Raw genomic sequence first — 24,008 nt, forward strand, 5'->3', positions numbered from 1 at the left:
TTCAAGCGATAACGCTTTCTTGTTATTAACAGTAGAGCCTTATCAAGCACTCGTATCTGGACAGACTCAGGTTCAGTAAAACGGTCATTACATATTCGGGTAGTTCGGTCCCCCTCCGCCTTCCGGCGCAATCCAGGTAATGTTTTGCGTCGGATCCTTGATATCGCAGGTTTTACAATGAATGCAGTTTTGCGCATTGATCTGTAACGAGGGTTCGCCTTCCAGGTGAACGACCTCATAGACCCCCGCCGGGCAATAACGCTGGGCGGGCTCATCATAAAGTTTCAGATTGGTGTGTATGGGAATGGCGGTCGATGCCAACTTCAGGTGTATCGGCTGATTTTCATCGTGGGCGGTATTGCTGATAAATACCGACGACAGTCGATCAAAACTGATGATGCCGTCCGGTTTCGGATAATTGCGCGGTCGCAATTGGGCCGCGAACTTGAGCTTGTCGTGGTCCCGGGCCAGGTCACGCAGGACAAAGGGCGTACGCGTCTGCAAAAACTTCTGCTCGATATAGTTGAAGGCACCGCCCAGCAGCGCGCCGAATTTGTGTACGGCCGGGCCGAAATTGCGGCTCTGGCGCAGTTCCTCACCCAGCCAGCTGTCCGCGAAGGCCTGCTCGTAGCTGCTCAATGGCCGGGCCGGATCGGCGTCGGCGCTGATCGCCTCGAACATCGACTGCGCCGCGAGCATGCCCGATTTCATCGCCGTATGGCTGCCCTTGATCTTGGCGAAATTTAGCGTGCCTGCATCGCAGCCCACCAGCACGCCGCCGGGGAAGATCATCTTCGGCAGGGAGTTATAGCCGCCTTTGGCAATAGCCCGAGCGCCGTAACTGGTGCGCTTGCCGCCTTGCAGATAGCGCTTGATCAGGGGGTGATGCTTGTAGCGCTGGAACTCTTCGAAAGGCGACAGATGCGGGTCTTCGTAGCTGAGATCGACGATCAGCCCCACCGCCACCTGGCTATCGGCAATGTGATAAAGAAACGAGCCGCCGGGGTTGTGATCATCCAGAGGCCAGCCGGTGGTGTGTACCACCAGGCCTTCTTCGTGCACTGCGGGGTCGACCTGCCAGATTTCTTTGATGCCGATGGCGTAATGCTGCGGATCGGCATCGCGGTCCAGGGCAAAGGCCTCGATCAGGCGCTTGCCCAGGTGGCCGCGACAGCCCTCGGCGAACACCGTGTAGCGGCCGCGTAACTCCATACCCGGCGTATACACCCCCGGCCTCGGCTCGCCGTCACGGCCGACGCCCATATCCCCGGTGACAATGCCCCGCACCACACCGTCTTCAATGATCAACTCACTGGCGGCAAAGCCGGGATAAATCTCCACGCCCAGAGCCTCGGCCTGCTCGGCCAGCCAGCGGCACAGATTGCCTAGAGAAATTATGTAGTTGCCCTGATTGTGCAATGTCTTCGGGGCCGCCCACTGAGGGATCTTGCGCCCGATTTCGGCATCGCTGAGCCAGTAGATATCGTCGCGCAGCACCCGGGTATGCAGCGGTGCGCCGAGGGTTTGCCAGTCGGGAAACAGTTCATCCAGGGCACGGGTTTCAAATACCGCACCCGAGACGATATGCGCGCCGATTTCCGAGCCTTTCTCCACCAGGCACACCGACAGCTCCCGGCCCTCGGCGTTGGCGAGCTGCTTCAGGCGGCACGCGGTGGACAGCCCGGCCGGACCACCGCCGACAATGACGATATCGAACTCCATCTGCTCGCGTTGCACTTATCTATCTCCGGTGCCGTGTGGCTGGAATACGGTTGTTAGCGGGAATGCGCTTTTGTGGGAGCCGGTTGGTGGGGATGAGGGCTGATCTGTCACCGCAATTATTGCGGGCACTTCGCACTCGATCGCCATCAAGGCGGCTCCCGCAGAGCGGGTAGTTGTCACAATGCCAACTCCAACGCCGGCAACGCTTCGAACAGATCCGCCACCAGCATGTAATCCGCCACCTGGGCGATGGGCGCTTCGGCGTCCTGGTTGATCGCGACTATAATTTTCGATCCGCTCATACCGGCCAGATGCTGAATCGCGCCGCTGATGCCCACGGCGATATACAGCTCCGGCGCAACGATCTTGCCGGTCTGACCGACTTGCAGATCATTGGCGGCATAGCCGGCATCCACGGCAGCACGGGAAGCGCCCACGGCCGCGCCGAGCTTGTCGGCGACTCGCTCGATCAGGGCGAAGTTGTCCTTGTTCTGCATGCCGCGCCCGCCAGATACGACGACCCGGGCATTGGTCAGGTCGGGACGTTCGCTGACGCTGATGCGCTCATCGACAAAACGCACATTGGCCGCTGCCTGACCACCATCGAGCACCACAATGTCGCAAGGCTGCGCAGCAGCACCCGCCGCGCTGAAGGCCGAGGCGCGTGTCGTCAGAATCTTGATTGCGTCAAGGGACTGCACTCTGGCGATGGCATTACCGGCGTAGATCGGCCGCAGAAAGGTGTCGGCGCTGACAATCTGCACCACATCGGAAAGCATGCCCACATCCAGGCTGGCGGCGACCCCGGGCAGTACGCTACGGCCAAGACTGCTGGCATCGGCCAGGACATGGCTGTAACCATCAGCCACCAGGGCACTGATCAGCGGGATCAGGTTATCGGCCAGTGCGTGCGCGGTCTGGCACAGCAATACCCGGCTGACGCCCGTCGTCAGTGCAGCCTGTTCGGCCGCAGCGCGATCGACCCCGGTAATCAGCAGCACATCGATGTCCTGACCGAGGGATGCAGCCGCGGCAATCGCACACAGGCTGCCGGTCTTGAGCATGCCATTGGCCTGCTCGGCGATAACCAGAGTACGCATCAGATCACCCCCGCGACGTTTTTCAGTTTGTCGACCAGCTCAGGCACCGAACCGACGGTAATGCCGGCCTTGCGCACCACCGGTGGCAACACTTCCAGCAGACGGCTATGAACCTTGGTGCTGACCCCGAGACTATGGGCAGACACCACGGTCAGCGGCTTTTTCTTGGCTTTCATGATGTTCGGTAGCGAGGCATAGCGCGGTTCATTGAGGCGCAGATCGCAGGTGACGATAGCTGGGGCCTTGAGTGCGAGGGTCTGGGCGCCGTCATCCACTTCCCGCTCGACGCGCCATTCGCCATCGACAAAGCCAAGCGCAGAGGCGTACGTGGCCTGGCCCATGCCGGTCAGTTGCGCAACCATCTGCCCGGTCTGGTTGTTTTCCTGATCGATGGCCTGCTTGCCGAACAGCATCAGGTCGGGCTTTTCGTTGTCGATGATTTTGGCCAGGTACTTGGCCACATTGAGCGGCTCAAGCACCGCAGTGGTTTCCACCAGAATCGCCCGATCGGCGCCCAGGGCCAGGGCGGTACGCAATTGCTCCTGAACAACAGGCGCACCTACCGATACCACCACAACTTCTGTCACCAGGCCTTTTTCTTTCAGGCGTACGGCCTCTTCCACGGCGATTTCGCAGAACGGATTCAAGGCCATCTTCACCCCGTTCAACTCGACATCCGCACCATCGGCCCTGACCCGAACCTTGACGTTCGGGTCGATGGCACGTTTCACCGCAACGAGCACTTTCATGGTTACCCCCTGTTGTCTCGACAGCCAGGTAACGCTCGGTCCCTGTTGCCATTTCGGCCGATCTTAGCGAGGCATTCATGGCCAGGCAAGAGAAATGTACACATACGTCACAGAGATTGACACACATGTACAGTTCGCATACTTTCGCGTCAAACCAAGCCTGATGTTCCCGACAAGGAGCGCAACACCATGTCCAGCGATCCGCTGCTGCAGCCCTATAAGATCAAGAACCTGACCCTGCGTAACCGCATCATGACCACCTCCCATGAGCCGGCTTATCCGGTCGACGGGATGCCCAAGGAGCTGTACCGTGCCTATCACGTCGAACGCGCCAAGGCCGGCGTGGCCCTGACCATGACCGCCGGTTCCGCCGCGGTGTCCAGGGACAGCCCGCCGGTGTTCAACAACGTGCTGGCGTACAAGGACGAAGTGGTCAAATGGCTCAAGGACATGACTGATGAGTGTCATGAGCATGGTGCCGCCGTGATGATCCAGCTGACTCACCTGGGCCGCCGTACGCGCTGGGACAAGGCAGACTGGCTGCCCGTGGTCTCGCCGTCGCACCGCCGCGAAGCTTCGCACCGGGCCTTTCCGAAGAAGATGGAAGAGTGGGATATCGAGCGGATCATCAAGGACTATGTGGATGCCGCCGAACGCATGAAGGCTGCCGGTCTCGATGGCCTGGAGCTGCAAGCCTACGGCCACTTGATGGACCAGTTCTGGTCACCCTTGACCAATGACCTGGATGGCCCGTACGGCGGCTCACTGGAAAACCGTATGCGCTTTACCTTCGATATCCTGCGTGGTATCCGCAAACAGTGCGGCGAAGACTTCCTGCTCGGTGTGCGCTACACCGGTGACGAAGACCTGCCCGGTGGCTTCGGTGCTCAGGAAGGCATGGCGATCTCCCATATGCTCAAGGATAGTGGTCTGGTCGACTTCCTCAACGTGGTGCGCGGCCATATCGATACAGATGCCGGGCTCACCGATGTGATTCCAATCCAAGGTATGCGCAACTCGCCACACCTGGACTTTGCTGGAGAAATCCGCGCCGCCACCGGCTTCCCGACCTTCCATGCGGCAAAGATCCCCGACGTCGCCACTGCCCGCCACGCTATTGCGTCAGGCAAGGTGGATATGGTCGGCATGACCCGCGCCCATATGACCGACCCGCATATCGTGCGCAAGATCATCGAGAAGCGTGAAGAAGAAATCCGCCCGTGCGTGGGTGCCAATTACTGCCTGGACCGCATTTATCAAGGCGGCGCGGCATATTGCATCCATAACGCCGCCACTGGTCGCGAGACCACCATGCCCCACGAGATCGCCCCGGCGGCGGTCAAGCGCAAGGTGGTGGTGATCGGCACCGGCCCTGCTGGCCTGGAAGCCGCGCGAGTGGCGGCCGAACGTGGCCACAGCGTCACGGTACTGGAAGCGGCCGACCAGCCCGGCGGGCAGATTCGCCTGACATCACTAAGCGAACGCCGTCGCGAGATGATCAGCATCATCGACTGGCGCATGGCCCAGTGCGAGCGACTGGGCGTGACATTCCACTTCAATACCTGGGCCGAGGCCGACACCGTGCTGGCCCATGAGCCGGACGTGGTGATCGTCGCCACCGGAGGCCTGCCTCATACCGAAGTGTTGAGCGCTGGCAATGAGCTGGTGGTATCGAGCTGGGACATCATTTCCGGCGACGTGAAACCCGGTAAAAACGTGCTGATCTTTGATGATGCCGGCGACCATGCCGCCCTGCAGGCGGCCGAAGTCATCGCCAACAGCGGCGCGACCCTGGAAATCGTCACCCCGGACCGGTCATTCGCCCCCGAGGTTATGGCGATGAACCTGGTGCCCTACATGCGCAGCCTGCAGGACCTGGACGTAACCTTTACCGTGACTTATCGGGTCGACTCGGTGGAGCGCCGCGACGGCAAGCTGTTGGTCACTTTCGCCAGTGACTACGGCAAGGTCAACAAGCAGCGTGTCGTTGATCAGGTGGTCATCAACCACGGCACCCTACCCCTGGACGAGCTGTATTTCGATCTGCGCGAGCACTCAAGCAACGGCGGCGCCGTAGAGCAGCACAACCTGATCGCCGGCAAGGTGCAGGGCCTGGTGACTAATCCGCAGGGGCGCTTCCAGCTGTTCCGCATCGGCGATGCCGTGTCGGCCCGCAACACCCATGCGGCGATCTTCGATGCGCTGCGTTTGCTCAAAGACATTTAAATAACAACAACCCAAGCCAAAGGAAAAACCATGTCTGTCTTTACCCATGTCACCGTCGGCACCAATGACCTGAACAAGGCCCGCGCCTTCTATGACATCGTGCTCAAGCAAATCGGCCTGAACCGCGTAGCCGACCTCGACGACGCCGGCTCCATCTGGGGCGTCGACAAGCCTTCGTTCTTCGTCCTCAAGCCCAACGACGGCAAGGCGGCCAACGTCGGCAATGGCGTGACCGTCAGCTTTGAAGCGCCGAACCGTGCCGCCGTGCAGGCGTTCCACGAAACCGCACTGGCCAATGGCGGCACCTGCGCAGGCCTGCCAGGTGGCCGTGGCTGGGCAGAGAATGCCTACGCTGCCTACGCCCGCGACCTGGATGGCAACAAACTCGCCGTGTACTGCTTCAAGGCCGAGTAAGCGCTTGCTCTAGAAACACAAAGGCCCTCTTCATGAGGGCCTTTGTTGATCTGCCGTCAACTCAGCTTTCCAGCGGCGCCTCTTCGAAGGTATCGCTCAGGGCGACGAATTCACCGGGAGTCTTTTCGGCGAAACCGAACTTGCCAAAGAAGCGGTCCAGTTCGCGGCGTTTCGGCGCCTTGCCGGTGAAGATGCTGACGTAATGCGGGATACGCCGGAAGCGCTCGGTAATGTCCTCGGTGGTCTTCATCGAGATATAGCCGATCTGCGTAAGGTAAATAGTCCGCGCCCGGGCGTCGGCACCTTCCGGCTCGTAGCCGAAGCGACGAAACATCAGCGCCAGGGCACCGATTCGCGCTTCATCGGCGATGGCGATTTCAGCTGCCACTTCAGCGGACTGCAAAGCCCAGCTGCGCACGGCGAACTCGAATTGGGAATCGAACAGTTCAGGGTTCAACCAGCACTCGAAGACATTGAGGATCGCCTCGGTGATGTTCTCGGCATAGCTGTCGCACTGCTTGACCATGCCGCCGCTGTTCTTGTCGCGCCAGCGCGTCAGCAAGGCCGTCAGCAGTTGCTCGCGGTCCTCGAAGAACCAGTAGAAGCTGGTACGGGACAGGTTGAGGCGCTTGGCCAGGGGCATGACCCGCACCGCATCGACACCGGATTCCTTCAAGGCATCGTAGGCGGCTTCAAGCCAGCCCTCAGGCGAGCCCCGCCAGCCGGAATCCTGGGTTTTACTGCGTGCCTTGCCTGTTTGCGACATCCGCGACTCACCTTAGTCAAATATCCGTTAATTTACTGTACGCTCATGACCTTTTGATGTACACCTTTGTACATTCGCACGACACAGGGCCATCTATGAAAATCCAGCCGTTACCGCCGCTCAATAGCCTGGTGGCCTTTGAAGCGTCTGCGCGGCATTTGAGCTTTACCGCGGCGGCCCGGGAGCTGAATGTCACCCAGGGTGCGATCAGCCGGCAGATCCGCCTGCTGGAAGAATACCTGGGCGAAAGCCTGTTCACCCGCAACACTCGGGAAGTCAGCCTGAGCCATATCGGCAGCGGCTACTTTGAGACCGTACAAGGGTTACTCAAGCAGTTGGCCACTGCAACCGGCGAGATCCGCCGCTGGCAAGGCGCACGACAGATCACCCTGATGACCAGTTCGGCCCTGGCGGCGCTCTGGGTATTGCCCAGGGTCGGCGACTTCCAGCGATTATATGAAGACGTCGACCTGCGTATCATCGCCCATGACCAGGTCAAGGATCCATCCCGTCTGGACTGCGACCTGGCATTGTATTACTGCAGCACCCCGCCGAAAAACATGATTGTCACCCCACTCTTCCCTGAAGAAGTGTTCCCGGTATGCAGTCCGGCCTATCTGGCCAAGCATCCGCACCTGGAAGATATCGAACAACTGGCGGCGGCCACCTGGCTGACCCTGGACGACCCGCAGCGCGACTGGATCGGCTGGCAGCAGTGGTTCGAATACCAGGGCCTGGCACCGCGCACGCCGCGACATCGGGTCAATATCAATAACTACTCGATGCTGATCCAGTCCGCCTTGAGCGGCCAGGGTATTGCCCTGGCCTGGTCCAACCTGATCGGCGACCACCTGCACAGCGGTGCGCTGTTGCGACCGGTCAGCCAGGTACTGCGCACCGAAGCGCAGTTCTGCCTGTTGGAGCGACCGGGGATGGCGGGCAATCATTCGCTGGTGAGGCATTTCCGCGAGTGGTTGTTGCAGCAGGTGCCCTGACACGCCTTTGTGGAAGCGGATATATTCGCGAAATGCCGTAACAGGCGCCACAGATGGATCAAATATACTGACGTCATTCGCGGATGAATCCCGCAGTAGCGCGTGTATATCGTCGGATCTGTGGGAGCGGATACGTGCGCAAAGGGACTGTTCTGGCTTTACAGCAAACATAGAATCTCCCACAGTTGCAACGAACGCCGGTACTCATGAGATTTTCTCATTACTGCGCGCAATTAAATAGTTTGTGAATCCCTGGCATTTATATAATTATCTGCTCCAGCGCTGCCCAACAATCAATCAATAATAAAAGCGTATAATCAAGATGACCAATCCGTCCCGTAAAGACTTCCTTCCTGCACCACGACTGCCAATCAATAACTAACGACATGGTTGTTTTCGCGACCATGACTCAATTAAGCAAATTGACAGAGTGACATTATGTGGATCACTGACGATAAACTTCCGTTGGGCGCCCATATCGCCCGCTACGTAGAATGGTTGACGCAACACGGTGCGAAGCTGTTTGACTTTATTTCTCTCGTCCTCTCCGCCGCCATGACCACCTTTTCCTCCGCTTTGCTCTGGTTCAACCCGTTTATATTGATCCTGCTGTTTGCCGGTTTTGCCTGGTGGGTACAACGCAAGTTATCCCTGGCCCTATTCGTGGCATTCTCATTTTTACTGATATTGAATCTGGGTTATTGGCAGGAAACCATGGAGACCCTGGCCCAGGTCAGCTTCGCCACCCTGGTCTGCGTCATCGTCGGAGTACCGGTGGGTATCCTCGCTGCCCACAAACCGACGTTCTACACCGTGATCCGCCCGGTGCTCGACCTGATGCAGACGATCCCCACCTTCGTCTACCTGATCCCGACCCTGACCCTGTTCGGCCTGGGCGTGGTGCCGGGGCTGATTTCCACCGTGGTCTTCGCCATCGCCGCGCCGATCCGCCTGACCTACCTGGGCATCCGTGATGTGCCTGAGGAGCTGCTGGATGCCGGCAAGGCCTTCGGCTGCTCGCCGACGCAGTTGCTGGTGCGCATCGAACTGCCCCACGCCATGCCCAGCATTGCCGCCGGGGTGACCCAGTGCATCATGCTGTCGTTGTCCATGGTGGTGATTGCCGCCTTGGTCGGTGCCGACGGCCTCGGCAAACCAGTGGTCAATGCGTTGAACACCGCCGATATCGCCCTGGGCTTCGAGGCCGGCATGGCTATTGTGCTGCTGGCGATCATGCTCGACCGCATCTGCAAACAACGTGACCGTACCCTGGGAGGTGACGCATGAGCATCATTCGTTTCGAAGACGTCGACGTCATCTTCTCCGATCGGCCCAAACCTGCTCTGGCCCTGCTCGACCAAGGCCTGTCACGTCCCGAGATCCTCAAGCAGACCGGCCTTATCGTCGGTGTAGAAAAGGCCAGCCTGGAGATCAACAAAGGCGAGATATGCGTGCTCATGGGCCTGTCCGGCTCGGGCAAGTCCAGCCTGTTGCGCTGCATCAACGGTTTGAACAGCGTCAGCCGCGGCAAGCTGTTCGTCGAACATGATGGGGCGCAGATCGATATCGCCCGCTGCTCTGGCGCCGAACTGAAACTGATGCGCACCCAACGCATTGCCATGGTGTTCCAGAAATTCGCTCTGATGCCCTGGTTGACGGTCAGTGAAAACATAAGCTTCGGCCTGGAGATGCAGGGTCGCGCACCGCAGGAGCGACGCAAGCGGGTCGATGAAAAACTCGAACTGGTAGGCCTCACCGCCTGGCGCAACAAACGGCCCGACGAACTGTCCGGCGGCATGCAACAGCGGGTCGGCCTGGCTCGTGCCTTGGCCATGGACGCCGATATCCTCTTGATGGACGAGCCCTTCTCCGCCCTCGATCCGCTGATCCGCCAGGGTTTGCAGGACGAATTGCTGGACCTGCAGAAAAAACTGCACAAGACCATCGTGTTCGTCAGCCACGACCTGGACGAAGCGCTAAAACTCGGCACACGCATCGCCATTATGAAAGACGGCAAGATCATCCAGTACAGCAAACCCGAGGAAATCGTACTGAACCCGGCGGACGAGTACGTACGGGCCTTCGTCGCCCATACCAACCCGCTGAATGTGCTGCGCGCCAGCAGCCTGATGACGTCGTTGCAGGACTGCCAGGCCAGGGTTGGCGAGTATTGCCTGGATGCCGGGCAAGACCTGTGGCTGACCGTGGGCCCGTCCCGGCGTCTGGTCAGCGCCCGCAAAGGCACGGCGCCCTGTGAGGTGCAGGTCTGGAACGGCAGCCAGGCTACCGCCACCCTCGCCCGCCTGCCAACGCTGGTCGCCGCCGATACCAGCATGCGTGATGCCCTGAATATCCGCTATGAAACCGGCCATCCGCTGATCGTGCAGGACAGCGACAAGGGCATCGTCGGCGTGCTTGGCGACGGTGAGCTGTATCGGGCGCTGCTGGGCAAGAACCTGGCGCCGCCGGCGCCGGCAGTCAGTGCTGCGCCGGTAGGCGCGTTGAAAACAACACAGATCGCCTGAGCTGCAATAGACCTCTGCAGGAGCGGCTTCAGCCGCGAGACCGCCCTCCCGGCTAAAGCCGGTCCTACGGGAGGGTAGGTAACGCATGACCGCTATTCAATTACCGGAGTAAAGACACCATGCCCGAAGATAAAAAGGTCAAGGGCTACCGCCGGTTGATCCCGTCCATGACCGCCCTGCTGGAATTCGAAGCGGTCGCCCGGCTGAGCAGCTTTACCTTGGCCGCCCAGGAACTGGGGGTCACCCAGGCAGCGGTAAGCAAGCAGATCAAATATCTGGAGGAGACCCTCGGGGCGCGGCTGTTCCATCGCCTGCACCGGGCTATTCAGCTGACCGGCGAAGGCGATGTGCTGTATTCGGTAGTGTCCGAATCCATGCAGCGCATGGCCAGTGTGTTCGACAAGATCAGCGAGGGTATTACCGAACAGAAGTTGGTGCTGGCCAGTACTTCGGCATTTTCGCAATTGCGGATATTGCCGCAACTCAGCACCTTGCGTTTGCAACAACCGGAATTACAACTTCGCCTGATCACCCAGCAACTGACCCCGGACTTGCGCGGTGATGATATTGATCTGGCAGTGCGCTTTGGTAATGGCAAGTGGGATGACGGTACGGCGATTCATCTGTTCGATGAGCAAGTGTTTCCAGTGTGCTCGCCAGCCTGGTTGGCCAGTCATCCGCCACCCGCGTCACCGGAAGACTTCCTGCATGTGGAGTTGATCGATTCCGACACCACTCTGGAAGGCTGGATGACCTGGAACAGCTGGTTCAAGGAACTGGGCGCGAGTCGGCCAAAACTCAAGTACAGCCTGCGCTGCAGTGCCTATACCGACACCATTCAGGCCGCCCTGCAAGGCCATGGCATTGCCCTGGGCTGGAGCCGCCTGCTGGAGCCCATGCTTGCCAGCGGCCAGCTGGTGCGCCTGACGTCACTGGTGGTCAGGCCCGGGGATGCCTACTACGTCGTGGTGCCCAATGGTCGTACGCCAACGCCTATGATGCTGGCGCTGATCGAATGGCTGCGAGGTGATGCACCGACGCTGAATAACTCGAAGTTACTTTCCCAGGTCGCATAACTTGAAGTTATGCGAAGTTAAGAATAAGGCGCATTGACGATAATTTCCGGCAATTCAATACTCTCCCCCATTAAAACTTAATTATTAGATCCAGCCTGTGAGGTTTCCATGACCGTTGTCGCCATTAAATCCCATCGTGAACTTGTCCAGGCTCGAACTCCGGGTCATGGCATGCCCGGCGACTTATTTGGTCGCGAAGATATATTTGCCAACGATGTCGATATTTTCTTTACCAAGCACTGGATCCTGGTCGGCGTGACGGCGGATATTCCGGAACCGGGCGATGTCTCGACCATCGATATCGGCAAGTCGTCGATCATCCTGGTACGGGACGACGATGAGCAGGTGCAGGCCTTTCGTAATGTCTGCCGTCATCGCGGCGCACGTCTCAAGCCTGCCGGCAAATCCACTGTGGGTATGCTGGTCTGCCCGTACCACCAATGGACCTACGACCTGGACGGCAGCCTCAAGCACGCAGCGCATATGGGCAAGGACTTTGATTCCACCTGCCGCAGCCTGATTACCGTGCACACCAAAGTGGTCGGGGCGCATATCTTCGTCTGCCTGGCGGACGAAGCACCAGCGGATATCTCGCTGCTGGAGCAGACCATGGCCCCGCGCTTTGCCCAGTACGATCTGAGCCGCGCGAAGATCGCCCATGAATCGGAAATCATCGAAAACGGCAACTGGAAGCTGGTCATCGAGAACAACCGCGAATGCTATCACTGCGCCGGGACACACCCGGAACTGACCGCCTCCTTCCTGCCGGAAGACTTCGGCTTTTGCACTGATGGCCTCAGCGAGGAGTCCCTGCAGGCCCTGGACGAGTATCACCAGCGCAACGCCGCCACCAAACAGAACTGGGAAGACGACGGTTTCATCTGTGATGCCGTCGAGCACCTGGGCGAAGATGCCGTGACCCAGTTCCGCTCCCAACGCCTGGTAATCGCTGGCAATGGCGAGTCCCAGACCCTCGACACCCGCGTCGCCTGCACCCGCCTGTTCGCCGATCTGTCCCGCCGCGATCTGGGCGACATGCACCTGTGGACCCACAACTCCTGGACCCATGTCATGAGCGATCATGCGGTGATCTCGTACATCATCCCGTTGGCCGCAGACAAGACCCTGGTCCGCACCAAATGGCTGGTGCATGCCGATGCGGTCGAGGGCGTGGACTACAACCGCGAGGCCCTGACCGAGGTGTGGAATGCCACCAACCTGCAGGACGCCGATCTGGTCGCCATCACCCACAGCGGCACCCAAGACCCGGCCTATGCACCCGGCCCGTTCTCGGCCTTTACCGAGTCCTATGTCGACCAATTCTCCCGCTGGTACGCCGCTCGTCTCGCGGCCCATGGTGTATGAGGCCTGCCATGACCGCTCATGAAAAGATTATCGAACAGTCCGTACCACGTCTCACCGACCCGGACACATGGAACGCCTATGGCGCCCAGTGGAACAGCGGCGAACAGAAGACCCTGTACTGCTGCGCCGTGCATGATGAAACCCTCGACGTAAAAAGCTTCTGGTTCACCTGCCCGGACTTTCGCGCCCTGAGTTTCGAGCCCGGCCAGTTCATCACTGTTTCGCCGGTCATCGACGGGCAGACTCTGGCGCGCTGCTACACCCTGTCGTCTTCGCCGACCCGCCCGTTCACCTTTTCCATCACGGTCAAGCGTGTACCGGGCGGCCCGGTATCAAACTGGCTGCACGATAACCTGCGCCCCGGCGATACATTGCGCGCCAGCGGCCCGGCAGGCAGCTTTACCCCGGTCGGCCATCCAGCGCGCAAGATGCTTTACCTGTCGGCCGGCTCCGGCGTCACGCCGCTGATGTCTATGACCCGGGCCAGTGTCGATCTCGGCGCGGACCTGGATATCACCTTTGTGCACAGCGCCCGCACGCCGTCCGATATCATTTTCAATGCTGAACTGACACGCATGCAGACGCTTTCTCCGGGTTTGCGGGTGCTCAATCTCTGTGAGCGCCTGGGTGTACACAGCGACTGGCCACATCCCTTGGGCCGCCTCGACCTGCCCCTGCTCGCGCGCTGGGTGCCGGACTTCATGGAACGGGAAGTATTTGTCTGCGGGCCAGGCGGTTATATGGCCGGAGTCAATGCGCTGCTCAAGGAAGCAGGCTTCGACTTCCAGCACTTCCATCAGGAAAGCTTCGATATTTCCCAGCTCGACGAACAGACCCTGGAAGAAGTGGCGACAGAGCCTGGCCAGCAGGCGGATACCTTCACCGTCACTCTGTCCCGCTCCGGCAAAAGCTTCAGCATGTCCGGACAGCAGACCGTGCTGGCGGCGGCGAAAAAGGCCGGGGCCATTGTGCCGTCGTCCTGCAGCCAGGGGGTCTGCGGTACCTGCAAGACTGCGCTGCTGCAAGGCACCGTGGACATGCAGCACAAGGGTGGTATCCGCCAGCGGGAAATCGACAAGGGCCTGCGCCTGTTATGTTGCAGCAAGCCGACCTCGGACCTGGTGATCGATCTGTAAGCCGTTAATGTGCGGTCAGCGAACAGGAAATACCGGCGGTCATTGAGCTGTCCGGGTCGACGTTCTAGAGTTCCTGCACTTGAACAGACAAAGGATCAGCTCATGCCCACCGTCACTCTTGCCGACGGCGACCTGCACTATCAACTCGACGGCCCCGCCAGCGCGCCTTTGTTGGTGCTGTCCAACTCCCTGGGCACGGACCTGCACATGTGGGACGCGCAGCTCCCTGCGCTCAGCGAGCATTTTCGCGTGCTGCGCTACGACAGCCGTGGCCATGGCCGCTCTCTGGTCACCCCAGGTCCCTACAGCATCGAACAGCACGGCCGCGATGTCCTGGCCTTGCTCGACGCCCTGGACCTTGAGCGCGTGCATTTCTGTGGCCTGTCCATGGGCGGGCTGATCGGCCAATGGCTGGGCATCAATGCCCCGCAGCGTTTGCATCGATTGGTGTTGTGCAACACTGCCGCGAAGATCGGTTCCCCGGAGATCTGGAACCCGCGTATCGACAGCGTCCTGCGCGACGGTGCCGCCGGCATGCGCGCGCTGCGTGAAGGCACCATCACGCGCTGGTTCACCCCGGCCTTCGCCGCCTCCCATCCGGACAAAGTGGACACTGTGGTCAGTGTGCTGCAGAACACCTCTCCCGAAGGCTACGCCGCCAGTTGCGCTGCCGTGCGTGATGCCGACTTCCGCGAGCAGATCGCGGTCATCAAGCTGCCGGTGCTGGTGGTGGCGGGCATGGCTGATCCGGTGACGACTCCGGATGACGGGCACTTCATGGTGGAGCGTATTGCCGGGGCGCGGATGGTCACACTTGAGGCGGCGCATCTGTCGAGTGTCGAGGCGGTCGAGGTGTTTTCGCGGTCGGTGCTGGACTTTCTGTTGGCCTGATCGCAGCAGCTGGATGGGGTGATAATTGTAGGAGCTGCCGAAGGCTGCGAAGGGGGTGTGTCAGACAAAAACCTTCGCAGCCTGCGGCAGCTCCTACAGATCACCACGACACTCAGGTCCGCACCTTGGCTCAAGAAAACGTCGGGACCGATACAACGCAAAGATGACGCCCAAGTGGATTCAGATGGGTGCCCCGCGCTTCAGTGGTGGCATGGCCGCCGCAAACAGCAACGTGCCGAATATCCAGCACGTCGTGTCCACTAACGCAGTACCCGCCAGTTGCCAGGTGGAACCGGCCACCCTGGTCTATCTCGACAGCCAGGGCATGCGCTACACGCTTACCTGCCAGGGCGGCGTCTGATTTACAGCAGTTTCCAGGTGTAACTGAGGATCAGACGGTTCTCGTCGATATCCGAGCGGTAATTCGAGCGGGCCATGACATTGCGCACCCGAATACCCAAGCCGCCTAACATGCCACTCTGCACCACATAGCCGACATCCAGGTCGCGCTCGCGGTCCTTGCCTTCGAAGCTGGCGCCGGTATCGACATTGTTGCCGCTGATATAACGCACGGAGGTGGTCAGCCCCGGCACGCCCAGCGCCACAAAGTCGTAATCATAACGGGCCTGCCAGGAACGCTCGTCGGTGTAGGCGAACTCATAGGTGGGGACTTCGTTGCCCAGCGGCGTGATATTGGCAAACACCCGGGGGAAGGCGCTGTCGCCATACATGCCTTGATAACCGGCATAGAAGGTGTGCCCTCCGCGTTTGGCCGACAACAGCGAGAAAAAGGCACGGTTATCAATCTTGCCCAGCAACTGCGAGCCGTCTTCCCGGGCATCGTAGTAGCCGAGGTTGGCGCCCAGCACCCAGTCGCCAACGGGCTGGCTGTGCTTTAGGCCGATGAAATCCTGGGCGTAGATATCCTTGAGCTGGCCATGCCAGACGCTGACGCTGGTGCGCTTGTCGTTGAAGGCATAGTCGCCGCCCACATAGTTGAATGCATCGCTCTCGGCCTGGCGTTGCGGCACATGGCCGAGCATAGCGAGCATTTTCTCGTCGCCGGCCTCGTTGCGCAGGCTGGTGCGGGTAAGGTGCCCGGCCTGTACGGTCAGGCCACTGATCTCACTGGAGCTGATATTCAACCCCTGATAACTCGGTGGTAGCAGGCGGATATCACTGAAGGCCAGGACCGGCAGGTTGGGTTGCAGCTCACCGACTTTCAGCTCGGTATTGGAGAACTTTGCCTTCAAAGTCAGGCCCAGGCGGCTGTAGTCGTCAGCAGCGCGACCGTCGTCCTTGACCGGCAATAGGCCGGTGTTGACCCGATCCGGGCTGCTGTCGAGCTTCAGGCCCAGAGTGCCCAGCGCATCCACACCGAAACCGACCGGCCCCGGCGTGTATCCGGACTTGAACGTCAGGATAAAACCCTGGGCCCATTCCTCTGCCTTGGACTGTTTATTGGCGCCGACGATATCGGAGAAGTCGCGGCTGAAGTAATAGTTGCGCGCCTGCAAGGTGGCGCTGGATCCCTCGATAAAACCGCCCTCACCCGCGCTGGCCGCCAGGGGCACGCCGATAAGGGAAAACCAGATGCGTTGCGTAGTCTGCTGATTCATGTCGTGGCTCTTTGTCTTATTTTTATAGAAGGACAGGTACAGAGAACAGGTAGGGGCAGGCTTGCTGGCGATCGCGCCGGGCCAGGCGATGACGATGTCGCCTGACAGAAATCAATCGACAGCAAGCCGGGTTCCATAAAATCGCGTCAGCTCAGTGGGTTATGCGCTTTGCGTACTGACCATGCTTGCCGCACCCCGGCGCTCGCTCAGCGCATAGGCCGTCATGGCCAGGGCCGCAACGGCGCCGGGAATGGCAAAGGCGAGGAAGTTCAGCTGCAACGGCAGCTCGATGCCCATCAGCGCGCCCCCCAGCAACGGTCCGACGATGGCGCCATTGCGGCCAATCCCCGAGGCCCATCCCAGGCCCGTAGAGCGGATCGACAGGCCATATAGCTGCGCGGCGCCGGCATACAGCAGGATCTGCGTGCCGATGGTGGTCGCTCCGGCGACGAAGATCAGCAGGTACAGCACCGGCATCGGGCTGTTGATCCCCAGCAGGCTGATCGACACTGCAGAGGCGATAAAGAAGCCGACCATGACCTTGATCAGATTCAGCCGATCCCCCAGCCAGCCGCCGATAATGGCCCCGGCCATCCCGCCGAAATTCAGCGCCAACAGGAACGACAGGCTCGAACCCAGGCTGTAGCCCGCCCCGGCCATCAGTTTGGGCAGCCAGGAACTCAGGGCGTAGACCATCAGCAGGCAGCAGAAAAACGCCACCCAGATCGCCAGAGTGCGCAGACCCAGGCCATGGCGAAACAGCTCCAGCACCGAAGCTCCGCGGCCTTTGCCGTCGCTGATGTGCAAGACATCATCTGCATCCAGCACAGCTTCCGGCGAGAGACGCTTGAGCAGCAACCGGGCCTGTTCCGTGCGCCCCTGACGAATCAGGAAGCCGATGGACTCGGGCAGCAGATAGAGAATCAGCGGCAGCAACAACAGCGGAATGGTCGCGACAAAAAACATCGACGACCAGCCAAAGCGCGGCAGCATGAAGATACCGACACCCGCCGAGAGCATGCCGCCCAGGGAATAGCCGCTGAACATCAGCGCCACCAGGGTGCTGCGCATTTTCTTCGGCGCGTACTCGTTCATCAGCGCCACGGCATTGGGCATCAGCCCGCCGCAGCCCAGCCCGGCGATAAAGCGGCAAATGCCGAACTCGGTGGGCGAACTGGCGAAACCGTTGATCACCGTGGCGATGCTGAACAGGGCAAAGCAGATGGCAATGCCCTTCTTGCGGCCGATCCTGTCGGCCAGGCTGCCGAATGCCAAGGCGCCGAACATCATGCCGAACAGCGCATAGCTGCCCAGGGCACCGGCCTGCAGCGGCGACAGGCCCCATTCCTTCATGAGCACCGGCAGGACTACGCCATAGATGAACAGGTCGTAGCCGTCGAAGATCAACAGCAAGGCACACAGGCCCATCACCAGCCAGTGAAAGCGGCTGAAACGGGCATTATCGATAAGCGAATGGACATCGTGGGTACGCATGGCAGTGCTCTCATTATTGTTGTTGTGAGTCAGTGTCCGCAGTAAGGCCGTTGCTTCAGCCCAGGTCGCCACCTCCCACCGGCAGGGTCACGCCGGTGATGTACGACGCTTCATCGCTGGCCAGGAACAGGATCGCGCCCGCCTGTTCGTCAATGCTGCCGTAGCGTTTCATCAGGGAGCTGTCGAGGGTCTGGTCGACGATCTGCTGATACCAGACGCGCTCCTGCTCGCTTTGCGCCTGGCTGTTGCGCGGGATGCGTCGTGGCGGTGCTTCGGTGCCGCCCGGTGCGGTTGCGTTGACGCGGATGCCGCTGCCGGCGGTTTCCAGGGCCAGGCAGGCGGTCAGGGCATTCACGCCGCCCTTGGCCGCGCCGTAGGGCACGCGATTGACGCCACGAGTGGCAATGGAGGAAACATTGACGATGGCGCCACTGCCCTGTTCGAGCATGTAGGGCAGCACGCTATGGCAGCACCACAGCGTCGGGAACAACGAGCGGCGCACTTCAGCCTCGATCTCGTTGGGCTTGTAATGCTCGTACGGCTTGGCCCAGATGGTCCCGCCAACGTTGTTGACGAGGATATCGATGCGGCCGAAACGCGCGGCGGCAGCGGCCATGACCCGTGCGCAGTCTTCATACTGCTCAAGATCAGCGGTGAGGATCAGGGCGTTGTCGTGCTGCAGTTCATGGACGATATCCGAGCGATCGACGGCCACCAGCAAGGCGCCCTCTTCCAGCAAACGCTCGGCGACTCGGCGACCGATGCCCTGGGCTGCGCCGGTAACCAGCGCAACCTTATGGTTGAAACGTGAGTTCATGGTGAATCCCTCAGGCGGCGTCGCCAGTGGTCACGGGGGCAGAGATTGCGTTCGGGGTAAACTTCTCGTAGTGGAAGCTGGCCGGATTCACGCCCTGATTCTTGAAGTGCTGGCGCACGGCATCGACCATGGGGGGCGGACCGCACAGGTAGACGTCGACATCGCCGTCATTGAGGACCTCGGCGGCCATGTGCTGGGTGACATAGCCCTGTCGTTCATGACCGGTGGCTGGGTCCGCCACGCAAGTCACGAAGCTGAAATCAGGCAAGCGCGCGGCGAATGCCTGCAAGGCCTCGACCATGACCAGGTCCTGATCCCGGGTCACACCGTAAATCAAGGTCACCGGTTGGCGGGCCTTGCCCTCGGCGAGCACTTCCAGCATGGCCAGGAACGGCGCCAGGCCGGTGCCCCCGGCGAGAAACAGCAATGGTCGGCTGACTTCGCGCAGATAGAAGCTGCCCAGCGGCCCGGTCATGGACACGGTATCGCCGATCCTGGCCCGTTCCAGCCAGCTGCTCATCAGGCCACCGGGGACCTGCTTGATCAGGAAGCTGGCGCACTTGTCGCCGGGGCGACTACTGAAGGAGTAGGAACGGCTCTGGCCACTGCCCGGAACGCCGATATTCACGTACTGGCCGGGCAGGAATACCGGCGCCTGGTCCAGTTCGAAGCTGATATCGACGGCGGCATCGGCATGCCGGGTGACGCTGGCAACCGTGGCGCTGAATTGCCCGGTGCCGGTCTTGCAGGCACTGGACGGCACCGGCACGGCAATCACGCAGTCCGATTGCGGCACCATCTGACAGGTCAGCACCTGACGTTCCTGGGCTTCATCCTCGCTCAGGGCGTCTTCGATATAGTCATCACCCAGGTCATAGGCGCCGGTTTCGCAGTGGCATTTGCAGGTGCCGCAAACACCGTCGGAGCAGTCCATGGGCAGGTTGATACGTTGGCGAAAGGCCGCGTCCAGCACCTTCTCGCCCACTTTGCAGTCGATAAAACGGGTCACCCCGTCCTCGAAATTCAAGGCAATGGCGTACGTCATGGGCTTGCCCTCAGATGTGGTAGATATCGATGACCTGGTGGATGTAGTCGTTCTTGAGCACCACTTTCTTGGCCGTGATCAGCGGTTGCTCGCCGCGCACATCAAGGCGATAGAAGGACGTGCCGAAATACGTATCGGTGGTCTTGTAGCGATGGCTGAGGGTTTGCCAATTGAAGCGCAGCTCGGCGGACTGGCCGTCATTGGTCAGCACCTCCAGGTTGCTGACGAAATGCGCGGTGCGCGGTTCCGGCGTACTGGCACTGGAGCGCTCGGTCTTGATGCGGAATACCCGGTCTTCCAGACCATCACGGCTGGGGTAGTAGATCAGCGAGATTTCGCTCTGGGGATCTTCGGTCAGGCTGTCGTGGTCATCCCACGCTGGCATCCAGAACTCCACCTTGGGCGAGTAACACTCCAGCCATTCGTCCCACTGACGATCGTCGAGCAGGCGCGCTTCGCGGTAGAGAAAGTCGAGCAACTGGTCACGGGAAATGCTCATGAGTGCACCTCCTTGTCGGTGGCGATCAAGCCTTGCTGCTCCCGTTCGATGGCCCGTTGCAGGCTTGCCGCCCAGTGGGCGTGCTGGCGCACGAACAGGCCTTCATCCTCGGTTTTCACGCCACTGAGCTGCGGGTTCATGCCCATGGCCCTGGCATTGTCGTCGGCGCCTTCTATCCACTGTTTGGCGCCGCGGCTGAGGTCGTTCCACAAGGTGGTCGCGCCCTGGTAGCCGGTCTGGCAGGCGCGGAACTCTTCCAGATCATCCGGCGTCCCCATGCCGCTGACATTGAAAAAATCTTCGTACTGCCGAATCCGCGTCGCGCGCTCCTGGGCACTTTCGCCCTTGGGCGCCATGCAGTAGATGGTCACTTCGGTCTTGTCCACGGCTATGGGCCGCACGACACGGATCTGCGTGGAAAACTGATCCATCAGGTACACATTGGGATAGAGGCAGAGGTTGCGGGTCTGGTCGACGATAAAGTCGGCGCGCTCCTGGCCCAGGCGCTCGGCCAGGGCTTCACGGTGGGCGTGCACCGGGCGCACTTCAGGGTTGAGCAGGCGCGTCCACAACAGGATATGGCCGTGCTCGAAGGCATAGACGCCGCCCAGGCTTTTCGACCAACCATTGGCGTCCACGGTGCGGGTGCCTTCGGCTTCATAGTTACGGCGGCCCATGGTCGCCGAGTAGTTCCAGTGTACGGAGCTGACGTGATAACCGTCGGCACCGTTTTCAATCTGCAGCTTCCAGTTGCCGTCGTAGACATAGGAGGAACTGCCGCGCAGCACTTCCAGGCCTTCGGGGGCCTGATCGACCATCTGATCGATGATGATCCGGGTTTCGCCCAGATAGTCGCTCAGTTCCGGGGCATCCTCACTGAGGCTGCCGAACAGGAAGCCGCGATAGTTCTCGAAACGGCCCAGGCGCTTGAGATCATGGGAGCCGTCACAGTCGAAGCTGTCGGGATAGGCGCCGGTCTTGGCGTCCTTGACCTTGAGCAGTTTGCCGGCGTTGCTGAAGGTCCAGCCGTGGAACGGGCAGGTAAACGAACCCTTGTTACCCTGCTTGCGGCGGCAGAGCATGGCGCCACGGTGGGCGCAGGCATTGACCAGGCCGTGCAGCGTGCCCTGCTTGTCCCGGGTGATGACCACCGGCTGACGGCCGATCCAGGTGGTGAAGTAGTCGTTGATCTGCGGCACCTGGCTTTCATGGGCCAGGTAAACCCAGCCACTTTCGAAAATGTGCTTCATCTCCAGGGCGAAGAGTTCGGTGTCGGTGAAGATGTCGCGGCGGCAACGGAAGACGCCGGTGGCGGGGTCTTCCTGGACGGAGTCGCGCAGTTGCCGGGCGAGTCGGTCGAGTGTGCTGATCATGGGGTAGGCCCTCGGTTGTTCTTGTATCAGGCCCCCTCACCTTATGTGCTTGCCTTGCCCTCCAATATCCGCTGGCTGCAAATCGTTATCCGTCTGCTGCAATGCTTTCTTTGAAGCCGCAGCCGTGTCCCTGACACTGCGCTTTGGCGGGAGAAACAAGCCGGCTCCCACGAAATCTCATTTCATGCGTCGTGTCTGTTGAAGCCGGTCCTATGGTGTACGGATCAGCGGGCAGCTGCGCGCCGCCAGGTCTGCGACGGCAACTCGCCAAAGCGCTTGCGATAAGCCTCGGAGAAGCGTCCGAGATGCAGAAAACCATGATCCAGCGCCACCTCGGTCACGCTGCGGGCGGTGGCCAGTTGGAGTGCCGCATGGACCTTTTCCAGTTTGCGCTGGCGCATGTAGTCACGGGGTGACAGCCCGACCTGGCGTTCGAACAACGTATACAACGAGCGCTCGCTGACCCTGGCCACAGCCATCAATTGCTCGATGCTGATGTCTTCGCACAGATGCTCTTCGATGAACTGTCGTACCGCCTCGAAACCGCCGCTTTCGTCGGGCCGGGGAACCACTCGCAGGACATTGCTGGCCAACAGTGCCAGCAGTTTATTGGCGACGATGCGCTCGTACAGCTCCTGCATCGGCGCTACGGCGGCGTTCTCTGCTTCGTGACAGATCAGGCCGAGCAGTTGCAGGAAGCCGCTCATTTCTGCCAGTTCATGGCGCGCGGCGACAAAGCGGATGCCCTGCTGCGGCAGGGTCCAGTGCTGCTCCAGGCAGGCGTTTTCCAGCAGGCGCACCGGCAACTTGACGATGAATTTCTCGCAGTCGGCGGAATAAGTCAGGTCCACCGGGTCATCGGGGTTGATCAGCAACACCTCGCCAGGGCCGAACACCTGCTCCTCGCCCCGAGCGCTGGAGCGACAGTGACCGTGCAGGAGAATTTGCAGGTGATAGATGGTTTCCAGAGCCGTAGACGTGACCTGCACCGGCGCACCGTAGCTGATGCGACACAGGTCCAGGCTGGAAAAAGTGCGGTGGCTGATGCTCGCCTCGGGGCGGCCACGGCGTGGCAGGCGAATACAGTGGCTGCCCACATGCTGGTTGACGTAATCCGACACGGCATAGGCATCCGCACGGTCAAATATCCGGCTGCGCTCACTCAATAGCACGGTCATGGTTGCGCCTCTTATAGTTGTATTGGGCTCGGACTCAAGGCAAAACGCCCCCGCAGGCAAGACCTGTGGGGGCGGCTGGTTCAGATAATACCGTGCATCAGGCTTCCAGCGCCCTCACCCGCTCATGCCGATTCTCGTCCTTGGGCGCGGCGGTGGGTTGCAATACGAAATCAAAGTCGATGTCGGCACGGCGGCCATTGGCATCGTCACTGAAATGGATCTCGGCGATCAACTCATCACGTGTGGCGTAGGCAAAGTCGTCGTGCAGGTATTTGTCCCCGGCCAGGTTGATCTGGGTGGTCAGGTGGCGATGACCGGGCGCCGAGATAAAGAAGTGGATATGCGCAGGACGCTGACCGTGACGCCCCAGTTGATCGAGCAGCTTCTGGGTCGGGCCGTCCGGTGGGCAGCCATAGCCGGACGGCACGATGCTCTGAAAGCGATAGCGGCCTTCGGCATCGGTCTGGATACGCCGACGCAAGTTGAACTCCGACTGCGACGGGTCGAAATAGGAGTAAGTGCCGCCGGTATTGGCGTGCCAGACGTCGACAATGGCATTGGTCAGGGGGGAGCCATCGGTGTCACGAACCTGACCGGTCATGTATAACACGGTACCAGGGTCCTGGCCGTCATCGAGGCGGGCAAAATGTTCGCTCAGCGGCGCGCCGGCGACATACAGCGGGCCTTCGATGGTCCGCGGCGTGCCGCCGACATGCCCGGCCTGCTCGTCTTCAGCGTCCATCAACAGGTCCAGGTAATGTTCCAGGCCCAGACCTGCTACCAGCAGCCCGGCTTCCTGGCGACTGCCCAGTTCGTTGAGGTAGTTGACGGCTTTCCAGAACTCTTCAGGGGTGATCTGCAGGTCTTCGATGATCTTGATGCTGTCATTTAGCACCCGGTGCACCACATTCTTCATGCGCTGGCTGCCGCCGGCCTGGTCAAAGCCGGAAGCGCTTTCAAAGAATTGCTGGACTTCGGCAGTTTGCGAGATACGGATGGTCATGGCGGTGGTCCTCAT

General features: G+C 60.4%; 22 protein-coding genes. 10 read left to right on the forward strand and 12 right to left on the reverse strand.

Annotated features, from left to right (window positions below):
- Positions 1-87 precede the first annotated feature (87 nt).
- From ACCD02_RS23210 to ACCD02_RS23220, 3 genes are all read right to left on the reverse strand, one after another.
- A complete protein-coding gene (locus tag ACCD02_RS23210) occupies positions 88-1,737 on the reverse strand; it encodes an electron transfer flavoprotein-ubiquinone oxidoreductase (RefSeq protein WP_413307080.1) in 1,650 nt (549 codons plus the stop codon).
- A 161-nt stretch (positions 1,738-1,898) separates the two neighbouring features.
- The gene (locus tag ACCD02_RS23215; protein ID WP_413307083.1) at positions 1,899-2,822 is read right to left on the reverse strand and encodes an electron transfer flavoprotein subunit alpha/FixB family protein; all 924 of its coding nucleotides are present in this window, start codon (positions 2,820-2,822) and stop codon (positions 1,899-1,901) included.
- Positions 2,822-3,571, reverse strand: a complete 750-nt coding sequence (locus ACCD02_RS23220) for an electron transfer flavoprotein subunit beta/FixA family protein (RefSeq protein WP_413307085.1) — start codon at positions 3,569-3,571, stop codon at positions 2,822-2,824. The genes ACCD02_RS23215 and ACCD02_RS23220 overlap by 1 nt, the downstream gene beginning before the upstream one ends.
- 189 nt (positions 3,572-3,760) lie before the next feature.
- Between ACCD02_RS23220 and ACCD02_RS23225 the strand changes: the two genes are divergently transcribed.
- Both ACCD02_RS23225 and ACCD02_RS23230 read left to right on the forward strand, forming a co-directional pair.
- On the forward strand, positions 3,761-5,797 hold the full coding sequence (locus ACCD02_RS23225; protein ID WP_413307088.1) for an FAD-dependent oxidoreductase: 2,037 nt from the start codon (positions 3,761-3,763) through the stop codon (positions 5,795-5,797).
- Positions 5,798-5,827: 30 nt separating this feature from the next.
- Positions 5,828-6,211, forward strand: a complete 384-nt coding sequence (locus ACCD02_RS23230; RefSeq protein WP_259103658.1) for a VOC family protein — start codon at positions 5,828-5,830, stop codon at positions 6,209-6,211.
- Between the two features lie 61 nt (positions 6,212-6,272).
- Here ACCD02_RS23230 and ACCD02_RS23235 read toward each other — a convergent pair whose 3' ends face one another.
- Positions 6,273-6,977, reverse strand: a complete 705-nt coding sequence (locus ACCD02_RS23235) for a TetR/AcrR family transcriptional regulator (RefSeq protein ID WP_413307092.1) — start codon at positions 6,975-6,977, stop codon at positions 6,273-6,275.
- 95 nt (positions 6,978-7,072) lie between these two features.
- Between ACCD02_RS23235 and ACCD02_RS23240 the strand changes: the two genes are divergently transcribed.
- The 8 genes from ACCD02_RS23240 to ACCD02_RS23275 all read left to right on the forward strand — a co-directional run bounded on the left by ACCD02_RS23240 (position 7,073) and on the right by ACCD02_RS23275 (position 15,326).
- Positions 7,073-7,972 carry a LysR substrate-binding domain-containing protein gene (locus tag ACCD02_RS23240; protein ID WP_413307095.1) on the forward strand — a complete coding sequence of 300 codons (900 nt, stop codon included), beginning with the start codon at positions 7,073-7,075 and terminating at the stop codon, positions 7,970-7,972.
- Positions 7,973-8,410: 438 nt separating this feature from the next.
- Positions 8,411-9,259 carry a choline ABC transporter permease subunit gene (gene choW, locus ACCD02_RS23245; RefSeq protein WP_413307098.1) on the forward strand — a complete coding sequence of 283 codons (849 nt, stop codon included), beginning with the start codon at positions 8,411-8,413 and terminating at the stop codon, positions 9,257-9,259.
- Positions 9,256-10,497 carry a choline ABC transporter ATP-binding protein gene (gene choV / locus ACCD02_RS23250; RefSeq protein WP_413307101.1) on the forward strand — a complete coding sequence of 414 codons (1,242 nt, stop codon included), beginning with the start codon at positions 9,256-9,258 and terminating at the stop codon, positions 10,495-10,497. The genes choW and choV overlap by 4 nt, the downstream gene beginning before the upstream one ends.
- A gap of 119 nt (positions 10,498-10,616) precedes the next feature.
- A complete protein-coding gene (locus tag ACCD02_RS23255) occupies positions 10,617-11,573 on the forward strand; it encodes a LysR substrate-binding domain-containing protein (protein WP_413307103.1) in 957 nt (318 codons plus the stop codon).
- A 108-nt stretch (positions 11,574-11,681) separates the two neighbouring features.
- On the forward strand, positions 11,682-12,938 hold the full coding sequence (locus ACCD02_RS23260; protein ID WP_413307105.1) for an aromatic ring-hydroxylating oxygenase subunit alpha: 1,257 nt from the start codon (positions 11,682-11,684) through the stop codon (positions 12,936-12,938).
- 8 nt (positions 12,939-12,946) lie between these two features.
- Positions 12,947-14,074 (forward strand): FAD-binding oxidoreductase, encoded by a 1,128-nt coding sequence (locus ACCD02_RS23265; protein WP_413307108.1) that lies wholly within the window; start codon positions 12,947-12,949, stop codon positions 14,072-14,074.
- Positions 14,075-14,176: 102 nt separating this feature from the next.
- Complete coding sequence (pcaD, locus tag ACCD02_RS23270; protein WP_413307110.1) at positions 14,177-14,965, forward strand: 3-oxoadipate enol-lactonase; 789 nt, start codon at positions 14,177-14,179, stop codon at positions 14,963-14,965.
- Between the two features lie 184 nt (positions 14,966-15,149).
- Complete coding sequence (locus ACCD02_RS23275) at positions 15,150-15,326, forward strand: DUF2790 domain-containing protein (protein WP_413307112.1); 177 nt, start codon at positions 15,150-15,152, stop codon at positions 15,324-15,326.
- 1 nt (position 15,327) lies between these two features.
- Here ACCD02_RS23275 and ACCD02_RS23280 read toward each other — a convergent pair whose 3' ends face one another.
- The 8 genes from ACCD02_RS23280 to catA form a co-directional block, all read right to left on the reverse strand.
- On the reverse strand, positions 15,328-16,584 hold the full coding sequence (locus tag ACCD02_RS23280; protein WP_413307115.1) for an OprD family porin: 1,257 nt from the start codon (positions 16,582-16,584) through the stop codon (positions 15,328-15,330).
- A gap of 159 nt (positions 16,585-16,743) precedes the next feature.
- A complete protein-coding gene (locus tag ACCD02_RS23285) occupies positions 16,744-18,078 on the reverse strand; it encodes an MFS transporter (protein ID WP_413307117.1) in 1,335 nt (444 codons plus the stop codon).
- Between the two features lie 55 nt (positions 18,079-18,133).
- The gene (locus ACCD02_RS23290; RefSeq protein ID WP_413307120.1) at positions 18,134-18,895 is read right to left on the reverse strand and encodes a 1,6-dihydroxycyclohexa-2,4-diene-1-carboxylate dehydrogenase; all 762 of its coding nucleotides are present in this window, start codon (positions 18,893-18,895) and stop codon (positions 18,134-18,136) included.
- A 10-nt stretch (positions 18,896-18,905) separates the two neighbouring features.
- Positions 18,906-19,940 (reverse strand): benzoate 1,2-dioxygenase electron transfer component BenC, encoded by a 1,035-nt coding sequence (gene benC / locus ACCD02_RS23295; RefSeq protein WP_413307122.1) that lies wholly within the window; start codon positions 19,938-19,940, stop codon positions 18,906-18,908.
- A gap of 10 nt (positions 19,941-19,950) precedes the next feature.
- Positions 19,951-20,439: a benzoate 1,2-dioxygenase small subunit gene (gene benB, locus ACCD02_RS23300; protein WP_413307125.1), complete on the reverse strand. Its 489-nt coding sequence runs from the start codon at positions 20,437-20,439 to the stop codon at positions 19,951-19,953.
- The gene (locus tag ACCD02_RS23305) at positions 20,436-21,812 is read right to left on the reverse strand and encodes a Rieske 2Fe-2S domain-containing protein (RefSeq protein WP_413307127.1); all 1,377 of its coding nucleotides are present in this window, start codon (positions 21,810-21,812) and stop codon (positions 20,436-20,438) included. Before ACCD02_RS23305 ends, benB begins: the two co-directional genes overlap by 4 nt.
- A gap of 224 nt (positions 21,813-22,036) precedes the next feature.
- Positions 22,037-22,990: an AraC family transcriptional regulator gene (locus ACCD02_RS23310; protein ID WP_413307129.1), complete on the reverse strand. Its 954-nt coding sequence runs from the start codon at positions 22,988-22,990 to the stop codon at positions 22,037-22,039.
- 97 nt (positions 22,991-23,087) lie between these two features.
- Positions 23,088-23,993 carry a catechol 1,2-dioxygenase gene (gene catA / locus ACCD02_RS23315; RefSeq protein WP_413307131.1) on the reverse strand — a complete coding sequence of 302 codons (906 nt, stop codon included), beginning with the start codon at positions 23,991-23,993 and terminating at the stop codon, positions 23,088-23,090.
- Between the last annotated feature and the right edge of the window lie 15 nt (positions 23,994-24,008).

The organism is Pseudomonas sp. Pseusp88 (assembly GCF_047303955.1).
In the GTDB taxonomy this organism is placed as follows: Bacteria; Pseudomonadota; Gammaproteobacteria; order Pseudomonadales; family Pseudomonadaceae; genus Aquipseudomonas.